The organism is Cellulomonas oligotrophica (assembly GCF_013409875.1).
GTDB classification, from domain to species: domain Bacteria; phylum Actinomycetota; class Actinomycetes; order Actinomycetales; family Cellulomonadaceae; genus Cellulomonas; species Cellulomonas oligotrophica.
The window spans coordinates 502397-517061 of the sequence record NZ_JACCBK010000001.1 but is presented as its reverse complement, the minus strand read 5'-3'; the positions used below and the strand labels follow the sequence as shown (position 1 = coordinate 517061).

Genomic DNA, 14665 nt, shown 5'->3' with positions numbered 1-14665 from the left:
CGCCGCCGCGGCGGGGCGCACGCTCAGCCCAGGGTCTCGACCATCGTCGAGCGCACCCGGATGATCTTGCGCCGCAGCCACACCCGCCGCTCGCCGCCCGCGTACAGGCGGGTGCGCGCCAGCTCCCAGCGGCCGTACTCGGCCTCGTCGGTGAGCATGCGACGGGCGTCGTTGCGCGACGTCGTGCGGGGGATCGTCACGACCCGGTACTCGTACTGCGCCGCGCTCGTGCGTGCGGCGCGCGCCTGGTCCACCGCCATGCCTCACCCGTCCCTCGTCCTGGCGCCCCGGGCCCGTGCACGGCCCGTGCCTCGACCGTGCCGCCGGGGCGCTGCGTCCGTCGGCCGCCGGCCGCCGTCGTCCCGTCGCAGGTCGGGCCGCCCGGGCGGCGTGACGTGCGCGACGGGTCGAAGGACGCCCGACCGGTGCCATTGTGCCCCCGGCGGCGCTACCGTCATCGCATGACCGTGGACCCGCGCGCTGCCCTCGACCGACTGGTGGCCGCCCTCGAGGCGCACTTCAACGCCGTGGTGGCCAGGAAGGGCGACGACGACCCCGCGGTCGACGACGCGTACGACGTGCTCGCCGACGCGTTCGAGGTGTACGACGACGCGCTCGGGACCGTGCACGGCGAGGCCACGCCGTTCTACCTCGCGGAGGAGGACGACGAGGACGACGACCTCGACGAGGACGACCTCGACGAGGACGACCTCGACGACGACGTGGACCTGCAGCAGGTCTGACCGCGACGGCCGTGCCCGCGCCTGCTCAGCGCGGGTCGAGCCGCTCGGGGTAGCCCAGCGTCGGTGCGGTGATCTCGTCGAGCGCCCGGACGATCTCGTCCGGGAGCTCGAGGTCGTCCGCGCCCAGCGCCACGCGCAGCTGCGCGGCCGTCCGCGCCCCGACGAGGGCCGAGGCCACGCCCGGGCGGCCCACCACCCAGGCCAGGGCCACCTCCAGGGGCTGGCGCTCCAGGCCCGCTGCCGCCGTGGCGACCGCGTCGACGACACCCGCCGCGTCGGCCGTCAGGTACGGGCGCACGAAGCCCGCCAGGTGCGCCGACGCCGCCCGCGAGTCCGACGGGATCGTGCGCCGGTACTTGCCCGTCAGCACCCCGCGGCCCAGCGGCGACCACGCCAGCAGCCCCGCGCCGAGGCCCGCGCACGCCGGCAGGACCTCGCGCTCGACGCCGCGCTGCAGCAACGAGTACTCGGCCTCGACGGCGGCCAGGCCAGGGTCGGGCTCCAGCAGCGTCGCCGCCCGCGCGACCTGCCAACCGGGGTGGTTCGACAGGCCCACGTAGCGGGCGCGGCCGCTGCTGACGGCCAGGCGCATCGCCGAGACCGTCTCCTCCAGCGGCGTGCGCGCGTCCGGGGTCTGCACCAGCCACAGGTCGACCCGGTCGGTCCGCAGGCGTGCCAGCGACCGGTCCAAGGAGTCCAGCAGCGTGCCGCGCGAGGCGTCGACCACGCCGCCGTCGACGGTGCGCCGCACCCCGCCCTTGGTGCACAGCACCAGCTCGTCGCGCGCCACCACGTCGCCCAGCAGCGAGCCCAGCAGCTCCTCGGCACCGCCGTCCGCGTACGACGCCGACGTGTCGACCAGGGTGCCGCCCGCCTCGACGAAGTCGCGCAGCTGGTCCTTGGCCTCGTGGTCGTCGGTGTCGCGGGACCACGTCATGGTGCCCAGGCCGACCGACGAGACGCGCAGGCCCGTGCGGCCCAGCTGACGGTGCTCCATGGCTCGTCACCCTAGCCGCGGACCGCGCCCGCGCCGACGACCACGGCGCTAGGGTGTGCGCTCGTGGCAACAGGCATCGGCATCGGCGACGGCATCCTCCTCGGGCTGGTCCAGGGGCTGACCGAGTTCCTCCCGGTGTCCTCCAGCGCGCACCTGCGGATCATCGGCACCCTGCTCGGGTCCGACCCGGGGGCCGCGTTCACCGCGATCACCCAGCTCGGCACCGAGACCGCGGTGCTGCTGTACTTCCGCCGCGACATCAAGCGGATCGCGCTCGCGTGGTGGTTCGCGGTCCGCGGCGGCTACGGCGTGGACTGGCGATCGCGGATCGGCATGCCGCACGGCCGCCCGCAGGACCACGACGCGCTCATGGCGTGGTTCATCGCGCTCGGCTCGGTGCCGATCGTGGTGCTCGGCCTGGCGTTCCAGGACGCGATCGAGGCGCCGTTCCGCAACCTGTGGCTGACGGTCGTCACGTTGTCGGTGTTCGGCCTGATCCTGGGCTGGGCGGACAAGTTCTCGATCCGGCGCCGCCCCCTGGAGGAGCTCACGCCCAGGCACGCGCTGGCGTTCGGGTTCTGGCAGGCCCTCGCCCTCGTCCCGGGCGTGTCCCGGTCCGGCGGCACCATCACCGGCGGTCTGCTCATGGGCTACACCCGCGAGGCCGCTGCCCGGTACTCGTTCCTGCTGGCGATCCCCGCGGTCTTCGGGTCGGGCCTCTACCAGCTCGTCAAGAGCCTCGGCGACTTCGGGCAGGCCGGGACGCCCGGCTTCGGCGTGACGCTCGTCGCGACCCTCGTGGCCTTCGTCATCGGGTACGTCGTCATCATCGCGTTCCTGAAGATCGTCTCGACGTTCAGCTACAAGCCGTTCGTCGTCTACCGGCTCGCGCTCGCCGCGCTCGTCGCGCTCCTGCTGATCACGGGCGTGCTGGAGCCCACCGCCGGCGCCGTCTGACCGGCCCCGCCGCGCCCGTCGCTCAGAGCCAGCCCGAGCGCCGGAACAGGCCCCACAGCACCACGCACAGCACCGCCATGCCGCCCACGGCCAGGGGGTACCCCAGCGGCCACGCCAGCTCGGGCATGTGCCGGAAGTTCATGCCGTACACGCCCGCGACGAGCGTCGGCGCCGCGACGATCGCCGCCCACGCGCTGATCTTGCGCATGTCCTCGTTCTGCCGCACCGACACCTGCGCCAGGTGCACCTCGAGCATGTCGCCCAGCAGCGAGTCCTGGGCCTGCAGGTGCCGGTCCGTGCGGTCCGCGGACGCCTGCACGCGGCGCAGCCACGGCGGCTGGCGGTGCGCGGCGTCGCCGTCGAGGACCTCCTCGACGAGCTCGGCCAGGTGCGCGCCCAGCGGGGCCAGGGCCCGGCGCGCCTCGGCGATCTCCCGCTTGAGGTCGTAGACGACGCCGAGCGCCCCCGGGGCGGGCCGCTCGGAGAAGACGAGCCGCTCGACGTCCGCGACGGACTCGCTCAGGGACGTCTCGACGTCCGCCGCCGACGCCGCCAGGGTCAGCAGCACCGCCGCGAGCACCGCACGCGCCCCGCGCTCCCCGGTGGGCCGGTGCCCGCCGGCGACCCGGTCGACCACCGCGTCGAGGACGCCGGCGCCGCCCTCCTCGGCGGTGACCACCACGTCGTCGCGCAGCACCACGACCACCCGGCCGGTGCGCACCTCCCACGAGTCCTCGACCCACGCCAGCGTGGGCGCCGACAGCGCGATGCCCCCGCCGGGCAGCCGCTCCGCCCGGGCCCGCAGGCGCGGGTGGTGCGCGCCGACCTGCTCGTCGCCCGCCGCCGGGACGCCCGCCCGGACCGCCTCGACCGTGCGCACGTCCGCCCCGGTGGCCGCCCACGTGTCCGCGACCGCGTCGAGCCCGTCCGCCACCACCCAGGTCGCCCCCCGCGCGGCCGCCTCGCCCGGACGCGCCGCCGGGCCCTCGGCCGGCACCCAGGTGCCCGCCACGCCCTCGACCCACGTCCGCCCCGCCGGCACCGGCGCCGCGACCGGCACGTCGACGGGCGGGGGAGCCGGGTCCGCCCCGTCGGCCGGACCGGGGACCTGCTCGTCGCGCGCGCTCGCCGTCACCGGGACATTGTGCGCCGGGGAGGACGCGACGGGGCGGCTAGGCTTCCGGCGTGCTCACCTGGCCCGCGCCCCAGATCCCTCGGCTCCCCGGGCGCGGCGGACCCGTCCGCGTCCTCGACACCGCCAGCGGGCAGGTCGTCGAGGCCGCCACCGGCCCCGTCGCCAGCCTCTACGTGTGCGGCATCACCCCGTACGACGCCACGCACCTCGGCCACGCCGCCACGTACGTCGCCTTCGACGTCCTCGGCCGGGCCTGGCGCGACGCCGGCCTGCAGGTGCGGTACGCGTCCAACGTCACCGACGTCGACGACCCCCTGCTCGAGCGCGCCACCGCGACCGGCGTCGACTGGCGCGACCTCGCCGCCGAGCAGACCGCGCTCTTCGCCGCGGACATGACCGCCCTCGGCGTCGTCCCGCCCGACGTCTACCAGGGCGTCGTCGAGAGCGTCCCGCAGATCGCCGCGGCCGTCGTCACGCTGCTCGACACCGGCGCCGCGTACCGGGTGCCCACGCCCGACGCGGACGGCGACGACGTGTACGCCGACCTGTCCGCCGACCCGCGGTTCGGCACCGTCAGCGGCCTGCCCGACGGCACCATGCGCGCGCTGAGCGCCGAGCGCGGCGGCGACCCCGACCGGCCCGGCAAGCGGTCACCCCTCGACCCGCTGCTGTGGCGCGCCGCCCGCACCGGCGAGCCCGCGTGGGACGCCCCCGGGCTGGACCGCGGCCGCCCCGGGTGGCACGTCGAGTGCGCCGTCATCGCCCAGGACGGCCTCGGCGTGCCCTTCGACGTGCAGGGCGGCGGGTCCGACCTGGCGTTCCCGCACCACGAGATGAGCTCCTCGCACCTGCGCCTGCTCGACGCCGGACGGTCCGCCGCCCGGCACGTGCACGCCGGCATGGTCGGGTACGAGGGCCACAAGATGAGCAAGTCCCGCGGCAACCTCGTCCTCGTCTCGCGGCTGCTGGCCGACGGCGTCGAGCCGATGGCCGTGCGGCTGGCCGTGCTCGCGCACCGCTACCGCGACGACTGGGAGTGGACCCCCGCGGGCCTCGCCGAGGCCGAGCAGCGGCTGGTGACGTGGCGGCGCGCCCTGTCCGGCAACGGCGGCCCCGCCGCCGAGCCCGTGCTTGCCGCCGTGCGCGCCGCCGTCGCCGACGACCTCGACACCCCGACGGCGCTCGCGGCCGTCGACGCGTGGGCCGCGCTGTCGATCACCGGCGCCGGGCCCCTCGAGGAGGGGGCGCCGGGCGTCGTGGCCCGCACGGTCGACGCGCTGCTCGGCGTCCGGATGTGACGACCGCTCAGCCGCCGGTGCCCTTGTCGCGCCGGCGCAGGTAGCGCTCGAACTCCTGGGCGATGGCCTCGCCGCTGGCCTCGGGCAGCTCGGCCGTGTCCTTGGCCTCCTCGAGCTGGCGCACGTACTCGCCGATCTCGGCGTCCTCGCCTGCGAGCTCGTCCACGCCGCTCTGCCAGGCCAGCGCGTCCTCGGGCAGCTCGCCCATGGCGACGGGCTCGCCGAGCAGCTGCTCCACGCGGTGCAGGATCGCCAGCGTCGCCTTGGGCGACGGGGGGTGCGCCACGTAGTGCGGCACGGCCGCCCACAGCGACAGCGCGCGCAGGCCCCGGGCCGCGGCCTCGTGCTGCAGCACCCCGACGATCCCCGTGGGGCCCTCGTAGGTGTTGGGCTCCAGGCCGAGCATCTCGCGGACCGCGACGTCCTCGCTGGTCGCGTTCACCGGGATGGGACGGGTGTGCGGCACGTCCGCGAGCAGGGCGCCGACCGTCACCACCGTCTTCACGCCCAGACCCTGCGCGATGTCGAGGATCTCCCCGCAGTACCGGCGCCACCGCATCGACGGCTCGATGCCGTGCACCAGCACCACCGTGCGGCTCGTGCGCGGGGTCGTCGTCACCGCGACCGCGGTCGTCGGCCAGGTGATCTCCCGGCTGCCGTCGGGGCCGACGGCGATCACCGGGCGGTTCACCTGGAAGTCGTGGTACTCCTCGGGGTCGAGCTCGTCGACCTGCTCGGCGCCCCACGTGTCGTGCAGGTGCTCCAACGCCTGGCTGGCGGCGCCGCCCGCGTCGTTCCACCCCTCGAACGCCGCGAGCAGCACGGGCTCGCGGGCCGGCAGGTCGGGCCGGCGCGGTTCCAGGTCGGGTCCGGGGTGCTCGCTCACCGGACCAGCCTAGGGTCCCGCACCGTCGCGGGCCTGGTCATCGTCCCGCGCGAGCCGTCGGCACCGATCTGGACGGACGCCCGGGAACGCTCACAGGCGCCCCACGACGGTCGATGGGGCCGGTGCAACGGACCAGACGGACCGACCGAGGAGTGTCGAGCGTGCCCGAACGCGTCGTGCGGCTGGCCGAGGAGGTCGGTCAGGTCACCGGCCAGACCATGCAGGGGATCGAGCAGGTCGCCAAGAGCACCAAGATGCTCGCCCTCAACGCCCTCATCGAGTCCGCCCGGGCGGGGGAGCGCGGCGCCGGGTTCGCGGTCGTGGCCCGTGAGGTCAGCGAGGTCGCCGACCGGGCGCGGACCCTGTCCGAGGACCTGTCCGGCGAGCTGCGCCCCCGCATCGCCGAGCTCACCGAGCTCGGGCACCAGCTCGTGGCCCGTGTGCGCGGGCAGCGCCTGGCAGACCTGGCGCTCAACGCCATCGAGATCGTCGACCGCAACCTGTACGAGCGCTCGTGCGACGTGCGGTGGTGGGCCACCGACGCCGCCGTCGTCGACGCGCTCGCCCCCGGCGCCCCCGCCGCGGCCGCGGCCTTCGCAGGCAGGCGTCTCGGCGTCATCCTGCGCAGCTACACCGTGTACCTCGACCTGTGGCTCGCCGACGCCCACGGGCGCGTCGTCGCGCACGGGTCGTCGACGCGGGCCCGTGACGCCGTCGGCTCCGACGTGTCCGGGCAGGCGTGGTTCCGGGCCGCGATGGCCACGCGGGACAGCGACGACTACGCGGCCCTCGACGTCGAGCAGCACGCCGGGCTCGGCGCGACCACCGCCACCTACGCGACCGCGGTGCGCGAGGGCGGTCGTGCCGACGGGCGACCGGTGGGCGCCCTCGGTGCGTTCTTCGACTGGGAGCACCAGGCGCAGACCATCGTCGAGGGGGTCCGTCTGACGCCCGCGGAACGCGAGAGCACCCGGGTCCTCCTGCTCGACCGCGACGGCCTCGTGCTCGCCGCCTCCGACCGGGTCGGCGTCCTGCACGAGCGGGTCGCGCTGTGCACCGACGGGCAGCCCAGCGGCACGTACACCGCGGACGGCACGACCGTCGGCTTCGCCCTCACCCCCGGCTACGAGACGTACCCCGGCCTCGGCTGGTACGGCGCCCTGGTCCAGCGGCACTGACGGCCTCCGGCGGCCTCGGTGACGGCGGCACGTAGGGTCGTCACGCCCGCACCGCCCCGACGACGGAGGACCCCACCCGTGGCACCAGCACGCGACCACCGCACGCCCGACGACCTGCCCGCCGCGGTGCTGTGGGACATGGACGGCACGCTCATCGACTCCGAGCCGCACTGGATGGTCGCGGAGACCGAGCTGGTCGAGGCGCACGGCGGGGTGTGGACCCGTGACGACGCGGTGTCGATGATCGGCTCGTCGATGGACGTGGCCGCCGCACGGCTGCGCGAGCGCGGCGTCGACCTGAGTACCGCACAGATCGCCGACGCCCTCAACACCGCCGTCGCCGCCGCGATCGCCGCGGGCGTGCCGTGGCAGCCGGGTGCGCGCGAGCTCGTCGAGGCCGTCGCCGCCGCGGGCGTCCCGCAGGCCCTCGTCACGTCGTCGTACCGGGTGCTCGCGGAGCCGTTCGCGCGGGCCGTCGGACTGTTCGACGTCGTCGTCGCCGGGGACGACGTGACCCGGCCCAAGCCGGACCCCGAGCCCTACCTCACGGCCGCCGCGCTGCTCGGCGTCGATCCCCGCGCGTGCGTCGCCCTCGAGGACTCCGTCTCCGGGCTGGCCTCCGCCGTCGCGTCGGGCGCCCACGTCGTGGCCGTGCAGCTCATCGCGCCGGTCGACCCGCCGGCCGGGGTCTCGCGCACCACCACCCTGCGCGGCGTGACGCTCGCCGACCTGGCCCGGGTCGCGTCCGGGCAGCTGCTCGACCGACGGGCCGCCTGAGCGCCGCCGCGCGGGTCAGTCGGGGAGCACGCCGATCGCGCGCTGGACCGCCGCCGGCTCGACCGGCGGCGGCGTCCCGCCGAACTCGGGGCACAGGTCGCGGAACGAGCACCAGTCGCACAGCTTCGACCGCCGCGTCGGCCACGACCCCGAGCGCGCCGTGTCCTCGATCCCCGCCCAGATCGACCGGACCCGCTGCTCCAGCGTGAGCATCTCGGCCTCCGTCGGCTCGTGCGAGACGACCACGCCGTCGCCGAGGTACTCCAGCTGCAGCCGCTTGGGCAGCACGCCGCGCGTCTTCCACACCACGTACGCGTAGAACCGCATCTGGAACAGGGCCGAGCTCTCGTAGCCCGCCCGCGGCGACCTCCCGGTCTTGTAGTCCACCACCCGCACCCAGCCGTTCGGCGCGACGTCGACCCGGTCGATCACGCCCCGCAGCTGCGGCCCGCCCTCGAGGTCGACGCGCACCTGCAGCTCGCGCGCCCGCGGCTCCAGCCGGGTCGGGTCCTCCAGCGTGAAGTACGTCTCCAGCAGCCGGCCCGCCGTCGCCAGCAGCGCCAACCGCTCCTCGTCCTGCACCACCAGGTCCGCGTACGCCGCCGACCCGGCCTCGAGCACCGCCCACGCCGGCTCCACCAGCGCCTTGGCCGCGTCGACGGTGCGGTCACCCGCGGGCAGGTCGAACAGCTGCTCGAGCACCGCGTGCACCAGCGTCCCCCGCGCGGCCGCGGTCGACGACGGCTCGGGCAGCCGGTCCACCACCCGCAGCCGGAACAGCAGCGGGCACTGCAGGAAGTCGTTGGCCCGCGACGGCGACAGCCCCGGCACCCGCGCAGCGGCCTGCTGGTCCGGCTCGACGGTCTCGACGGTGCCCTGCACGTCCTGGCCCTGCACGTCCACGCTCACGCGACGAGGGTAGGCGCCGCGACCCACACCGCCGACCGCCGCGCCGCGGACCGGCCGCCCGCCGCCGTCGTCGTGCCGTGGCGACCGTAGTCTGGCCCCGTGAACGCAGCGCGCCCCGAGCGTCCCTCCGGCTGGGTGCTCGGGCACGTGGCCGGCGCCCCCGTCGTGCTCGCCCCGAGCTGGCTCCTCGCCGCCGTCGTCCTCACGGTGCTCTTCGCGCCCAACGTCAGCGCCTGGACCGGGCAGACCGGCACCGTCACCTACGTCGTGGCGCTCGCCTTCGTCGTGCTGCTGTTCGCCTCCGTGCTGGTGCACGAGCTCGCGCACGGGCTCGTCGCGCGCGCCCGCGGCCAGCAGCCGCACGCGTTCGTCCTGACCCTGTGGGGCGGGCACACGACCTTCGGCGGCGCCGCACCGACCCCCGCGACCACCGCGCTCGTCGCCATCGTCGGACCGCTCGCCAACATCGTCCTCGCCGTGCTCTTCCTCGTCGCCGGGCGCGCCGTCGGCGGCGATGTGCTGCTCGGCATGCTGCTGCTGTCCGGCGCCGTCGCCAACGGCTTCGTCGCCGCCTTCAACCTCGTGCCCGGCCTGCCGCTCGACGGCGGACGCGTGCTCGAGGCCGGCGTCTGGGCCGCCACCGGCGACCGGCACCGCGGCACCGTGGTGGCCGGCTGGGCCGGCCGCCTCGTCGCCGTCGGCGTCGTCCTCGTCGCGCTCGGGACCCCCCTCCTCGAGGGGCGTACCCCCGACCTCGTCACCGTCGCCTGGGCCGCGCTCGTCGGTGCCTTCCTGTGGTCCGGCGCCTCCGGCGCGATCCGCGGCGCGCGCACCGGCCGCGCCGTCGACGCCCTCACCGTCCAGCGCGTCGGCAGCCCCGCCACGGCCGTCGGCGCCCGTGCCTCCCTGGCCGAGGCCCGCGCCGCAGCGGCCGCCGCCGGCGTCGCCGACGTCGTCGTCGTCGCCCCCGACGGCCGACCGGCCGCGTACGTCGACCCCGCCGCCGCCGCGTCGGTCCCGCCCGCGCTCGCGGGCACCACGGCGGTCGGCGCGGTCAGCGCGCCGCTGCCGGTCGGCACCACCGTCGACGGTGCCCTCGTCGGGCAGGCGCTGCTGCACGCCCTGAGCGCGGCGTCCGCGCACGGCCCGGTGCTCGCCGCCACCGTCGAGGGGCGCGTCGTCGCGCTCGTGCGGGCCAAGGACGTCGTCGCGGCGCTGCGCGGCTGACCCGCGCCCGACGGTCCCGTCCGGCCACGGCGGTGCCGGGGCGCGCGCCCGCGCCGCCTAGACTCGTGCCACGTGACCCACGACGCGACCGTCCCGCCCGCACCGACCGGCGCCGCCCTGCGTCGTGGGCCCCTGCGCGTCGGCGAGCGCGTCCAGCTGACCGACCCGCGCGGACGCCTGCACACGATCACCCTGCAGCCCGGCGGCACGTTCCACACCCACAAGGGCTGGTTCCGCCACGAGGAGCTCATCGACCAGCCCGAGGGCGTCGTGGTGCGCACCAGCTCGGGCATCGAGTACCTGGCCCTGCGGCCGCTGCTGTCGGACTACGTCCTGTCGATGCCGCGCGGTGCCGCGGTCGTCTACCCCAAGGACGCGGGCCAGATCGTCACGATGGCGGACATCTACCCGGGCGCCACGGTCGTCGAGGCCGGCGTCGGCTCGGGCGCGCTCACGCTGTCGCTGCTGCGGGCCGTCGGCGACGGCGGGCGGGTGCACTCGGTGGAGCGCCGCGACGACTTCGCCGCGGTCGCCCGGGGCAACGTCGAGGCGTTCTTCGGCGGTCAGCACCCCGCGTGGCGCCTGCACACCGGCGACCTGGCGGACGTGCTGCCGACCATCGCCGAGCCCGGCACCGTCGACCGCGTCGTGCTCGACATGCTCGCGCCGTGGGAGAACCTCGACGCGGTCGCGCACGCGCTGGCACCCGGCGGGGTGCTCATCGGGTACGTCGCCACGGCCACGCAGCTGTCCCGGCTCGCGGAGGACGTGCGCACCGACGGCCGGTACACCGAGCCGCAGGCGTGGGAGTCGATGGTCCGCGGCTGGCACCTCGAGGGCCTGGCCGTGCGCCCGCAGCACCGGATGATCGGGCACACCGGGTTCCTGCTGACCACGCGGCGGCTCGCCGACGGCGTCGTCGCCCCCGAGCGCCGCCGGCGGCCCGCGAAGGGCTCGTACCCGGTGGCCGGCGACGGCGCGCCGGTCGTCGAGGACGACGCGTGGACGCCCGAGGCGCTGGGCGAGCGGGCCGTCTCCGACAAGAAGGTCCGTCGCGTGCGTCGTGACCTCGGGGTCGCCGACGACGCCTGAGGTGTCCGCGGGTCGGTCACGACGCGCGCCCGCGCGGCGGACGGGACAGGGTTGACACCGCTGGTTAGGGTCGTCGGACCAGCAGGCACAGCGGCGTGCACGGTGGACCCGGAGGGCAGGGCGACGCAGCGGAGGGGCGAGACCATGACGGAACCTTCTGGACGTGACCTGCAGCGCGAGCTCACGGTGCTCGCGGCGAAGAACGAGCGCCTCAGCGAGGCGCTCGTGGCCGCACGCGAGCAGATCCTCGAGCTCAAGCGTCAGGTGGACGACCTCGCGAAGCCGCCGGGGACGTACGCGACGTTCCTCGGCGCGCGGCCCGACGGCACGGTCGACATCGTCTCGGCCGGCCGCAAGATGCACGTGGGTGCGAGCCCGACGCTCGACGTCCACCGACTGCGGCCCGGGCAGGAGGTCATGCTCAACGAGGCCCTCACGGTCGTCGAGGCCGGCGGGTACGAGAAGGTCGGCGAGATCGTCACCGTCAAGGAGACCCTCGGCGACGGTCGTGTGCTCGTCGTCGGCCGGGGCGACGAGGAGCGGGTCGTACGGCTCGCGGGGCAGGTCGCCGACGCGAACGTGCGGGTCGGGGACGCCCTGACCATCGACTCGCGCAGCGGTTTCGTCTTCGAGGTCATCCCGCGGGCCGAGGTCGCCGAGCTGGTGCTCGAAGAGGTCCCCGACATCGACTACACCGACATCGGCGGGCTCGGGCCGCAGATCGAGACGATCCGCGACGCCGTCGAGCTGCCGTTCCTGCACCCCGAGCTGTTCCGCGAGCACGGGCTCAAGCCGCCCAAGGGCGTGCTGCTCTACGGCCCGCCCGGCTGCGGCAAGACCCTCATCGCCAAGGCGGTGGCCCACTCGCTGGCGGCGACGGCGGCGGCGGCGCGCGGCGACGAGGTGACCGACGCGCGCAGCTACTTCCTCAACGTCAAGGGCCCGGAGCTGCTCAACAAGTACGTCGGCGAGACCGAGCGGCACATCCGCCTGATCTTCGCCCGTGCCCGCGAGAAGGCGTCCCAGGGGCACCCGGTCGTGGTGTTCTTCGACGAGATGGAGTCGCTGTTCCGCACCCGCGGCACCGGCGTCTCGTCCGACGTCGAGACGACGATCGTCCCGCAGCTGCTCTCGGAGATCGACGGCGTCGAGCGCCTCGAGAACGTCATCGTCATCGGCGCCTCGAACCGCGAGGACATGATCGACCCGGCGATCCTGCGCCCCGGCCGCCTCGACGTGAAGATCAAGATCGAGCGCCCCGACGCCGAGGGTGCCCGGGAGATCTTCGCCAAGTACCTCACGGCCGGCCTGCCGATCCACGCGGACGACGTCGCCGAGCACGGCGGCTCCGTCACGGCGGCCGTCGAGGCGATGATCCGCCGCGTCGTCGAGCGCATGTACTCCGAGGCCGACGAGAACCGGTTCCTCGAGGTCACGTACGCCAGCGGCGACAAGGAGGTCCTGTACTTCAAGGACTTCAACTCCGGCGCGATGATCCAGAACGTCGTCGACCGGGCCAAGAAGTCCGCGATCAAGGACTTCCTGGCGACCGGCCAGCGCGGCATCCGCGTGGACCACCTGCTCACGGCGTGCGTCGACGAGTTCAAGGAGAACGAGGACCTGCCCAACACGACCAACCCCGACGACTGGGCGCGGATCTCGGGCAAGAAGGGCGAGCGGATCGTCTTCATCCGCACGATCGTCCAGGGCAAGAAGGGCGTCGACACGTCCCGCACCATCGAGAACGTCACCAGCACCGGCCAGTACCTCTGACGATCGCCGGTCCGCCCGCTGGTCGTCGCGCTGCGCGGGCGGCACCGGCGCCTAGGGTGGTCGCGTGACGGTGACGCGCGTGATGGGCCTCGAGACCGAGTACGGGGTGCTCCAGCCCGGCCGTCCGCTGGCGAACCCGATGCTGCTGTCCTCGCACGTCGTGGCGGTGCACGCGGCGGCGCGCGACTCGGGCCGGTCGCGGGCGCGGTGGGACTACGACGACGAGGACCCGCTGCACGACGCCCGCGGTTTCCACCTGCAGCGGGCGTCGGCCCACCCGTCGCTGCTGACGGACGACCCCCAGGCGCCGGCGCCCTCGGGCGACGGGCCGCAGGAGATGCCGCGCTCGACGGTGGAGGAGTACGAGGACCCGGGCGCCGCGAACGTCATCCTCACCAACGGTGCGCGCCTGTACGTCGACCACGCCCACCCCGAGTACTCGACCCCCGAGGTCACGACCCCGCTCGACGCCGTGCGGTGGGACCGGGCGGGGGAGATGGTCATGCTCGGGTCCGTGCGCGCGCTCGCGTCGACGTCCGCGCTGCCGGACGTCGCGCTGTACAAGAACAACGTCGACGGCAAGGGCGCCACGTACGGCACGCACGAGAACTACCTCGTGGAGCGTGCCGTGCCGTTCGGGGACCTCGTGCGGTCGCTGACGCCGTTCTTCGTCACCCGGCAGGTCTTCACCGGTGCCGGCCGGGTGGGGCTGGGGCAGCGCGGGGAGACGCCGGGGTTCCAGCTGTCGCAGCGCGCCGACTACGTCGAGGCCGAGGTCGGGCTCGAGACGACGCTGCGCCGGCCCATCGTCAACACCCGCGACGAGCCGCACGCCGACCCGGTGCGGTGGCGACGGCTGCACGTCATCGTGGGCGACGCCACGATGCTGCAGGTCGCGACGTACCTGCGGCTGGGCACGACCTCGCTGGTGCTGTGGCTCGTCGAGCAGGCCGCCGCGTCCGACGGGCCCGCGCGGGCCGCGCTGCGCGACGTCGACGCCCTCGTGCTGCGCGACCCGGTGGGGTCCGTGCACGCCGTCAGCCACGACCTGACGCTCACCGAGCGGCTCGAGCTCGCCGACGGTCGGCGCATGACGTCGCTGGAGGTCCAGCGCGTGTACCTCGACGCCGTCCGGACCGCCCTGGACGCGACCGGTGAGGCGCCCGACGAGCAGACCGCCGACGTCGTGGCCCGCTGGGCGTCGTTGCTCGACCGGCTGGCGACCGACCCCGCGTCGTGCGCGCGCGAGGTCGAGTGGCTCGCCAAGATGCGGCTGCTGGAGGGCATGCGGCGCCGCGACCACCTCGACTGGGACCACCCGCGCCTGGCCGCCGTCGACCTGCAGTGGTCGGACGTGCGGCCCGAGCGCGGGCTGTACCACCGGCTGGTCGCCGCCGGTGCGGTCGACCTGCTCGTCACCGAGGAGCAGGTCCGTGACGCGGTCGTGCACCCCCCGCAGGACACCCGCGCGTACTTCCGCGGCGAGGCCGTGGCCCGGTACGGCCCCCACGTGTCGGCCGCGAGCTGGGACTCCGTCGTCTTCGACGTGCCCGGCGCGCAGACGCTGCAGCGGGTGCCGATGCGCGACCCACTGCGGGGCACGCGGGCGCACGTGGGCGAGCTGCTCGACCGCAGCCCCGACGCCGCGACGCTCCTCGCCGGCCTCGGCGGGTAGCGGGCCGGCCGCGACCGG

Annotated in this window: 14 protein-coding genes; 9 read left to right on the top strand and 5 right to left on the bottom strand. The window is 75.3% G+C overall.

The window, feature by feature from the left end:
- Positions 1-23 precede the first annotated feature (23 nt).
- Complete coding sequence (locus tag BKA21_RS02300; RefSeq protein ID WP_140458816.1) at positions 24-260, bottom strand: DUF5703 family protein; 237 nt, start codon at positions 258-260, stop codon at positions 24-26.
- Between the two features lie 201 nt (positions 261-461).
- Here BKA21_RS02300 and BKA21_RS02295 point away from each other — a divergent pair, with 201 nt between their 5' ends.
- Positions 462-743 carry a primosomal protein gene (locus tag BKA21_RS02295; protein ID WP_140458817.1) on the top strand — a complete coding sequence of 94 codons (282 nt, stop codon included), beginning with the start codon at positions 462-464 and terminating at the stop codon, positions 741-743.
- 25 nt (positions 744-768) lie between these two features.
- On the opposite strand, the gene BKA21_RS02290 is transcribed toward BKA21_RS02295, so the two are convergent.
- Positions 769-1740 carry an aldo/keto reductase gene (locus BKA21_RS02290; protein WP_140458818.1) on the bottom strand — a complete coding sequence of 324 codons (972 nt, stop codon included), beginning with the start codon at positions 1738-1740 and terminating at the stop codon, positions 769-771.
- Positions 1741-1803: 63 nt separating this feature from the next.
- On the opposite strand from BKA21_RS02290, the gene uppP reads away from it, so the two are divergent.
- The gene (gene uppP, locus BKA21_RS02285) at positions 1804-2697 is read left to right on the top strand and encodes an undecaprenyl-diphosphatase UppP (RefSeq protein ID WP_140458819.1); all 894 of its coding nucleotides are present in this window, start codon (positions 1804-1806) and stop codon (positions 2695-2697) included.
- 22 nt (positions 2698-2719) lie between these two features.
- Here the strand turns inward: uppP and BKA21_RS02280 are convergent, their stop codons facing one another.
- Positions 2720-3832 (bottom strand): CorA family divalent cation transporter, encoded by a 1113-nt coding sequence (locus BKA21_RS02280; protein WP_140458820.1) that lies wholly within the window; start codon positions 3830-3832, stop codon positions 2720-2722.
- A gap of 50 nt (positions 3833-3882) precedes the next feature.
- On the opposite strand from BKA21_RS02280, the gene mshC reads away from it, so the two are divergent.
- Positions 3883-5130, top strand: a complete 1248-nt coding sequence (mshC, locus tag BKA21_RS02275; RefSeq protein WP_140458821.1) for a cysteine--1-D-myo-inosityl 2-amino-2-deoxy-alpha-D-glucopyranoside ligase — start codon at positions 3883-3885, stop codon at positions 5128-5130.
- A gap of 7 nt (positions 5131-5137) precedes the next feature.
- On the opposite strand, the gene BKA21_RS02270 is transcribed toward mshC, so the two are convergent.
- Entirely contained in the window at positions 5138-6016 is an 879-nt protein-coding gene (locus BKA21_RS02270) for a PAC2 family protein (protein ID WP_179625298.1), read from the bottom strand.
- Positions 6017-6129: 113 nt separating this feature from the next.
- Here BKA21_RS02270 and BKA21_RS02265 point away from each other — a divergent pair, with 113 nt between their 5' ends.
- Complete coding sequence (locus BKA21_RS02265; protein ID WP_140458822.1) at positions 6130-7194, top strand: methyl-accepting chemotaxis protein; 1065 nt, start codon at positions 6130-6132, stop codon at positions 7192-7194.
- A 78-nt stretch (positions 7195-7272) separates the two neighbouring features.
- Positions 7273-7971 carry an HAD family hydrolase gene (locus BKA21_RS02260; protein WP_239072797.1) on the top strand — a complete coding sequence of 233 codons (699 nt, stop codon included), beginning with the start codon at positions 7273-7275 and terminating at the stop codon, positions 7969-7971.
- A 15-nt stretch (positions 7972-7986) separates the two neighbouring features.
- Here BKA21_RS02260 and BKA21_RS02255 read toward each other — a convergent pair whose 3' ends face one another.
- Positions 7987-8853: a RecB family exonuclease gene (locus BKA21_RS02255; RefSeq protein ID WP_239072808.1), complete on the bottom strand. Its 867-nt coding sequence runs from the start codon at positions 8851-8853 to the stop codon at positions 7987-7989.
- A gap of 126 nt (positions 8854-8979) precedes the next feature.
- Between BKA21_RS02255 and BKA21_RS02250 the strand changes: the two genes are divergently transcribed.
- The 4 genes from BKA21_RS02250 (at position 8980) to dop (ending at position 14647) form a co-directional block, all read left to right on the top strand.
- The gene (locus tag BKA21_RS02250; protein ID WP_140458823.1) at positions 8980-10107 is read left to right on the top strand and encodes a site-2 protease family protein; all 1128 of its coding nucleotides are present in this window, start codon (positions 8980-8982) and stop codon (positions 10105-10107) included.
- A gap of 72 nt (positions 10108-10179) precedes the next feature.
- Positions 10180-11199, top strand: coding sequence for a tRNA (adenine-N1)-methyltransferase (locus BKA21_RS02245; RefSeq protein WP_140458824.1), 1020 nt, complete (start codon positions 10180-10182; stop codon positions 11197-11199).
- A 144-nt stretch (positions 11200-11343) separates the two neighbouring features.
- Positions 11344-12972, top strand: coding sequence for a proteasome ATPase (gene arc, locus BKA21_RS02240; protein ID WP_140458825.1), 1629 nt, complete (start codon positions 11344-11346; stop codon positions 12970-12972).
- Positions 12973-13036: 64 nt separating this feature from the next.
- Positions 13037-14647, top strand: coding sequence for a depupylase/deamidase Dop (gene dop, locus BKA21_RS02235; RefSeq protein WP_140458826.1), 1611 nt, complete (start codon positions 13037-13039; stop codon positions 14645-14647).
- Positions 14648-14665 lie beyond the last annotated feature (18 nt).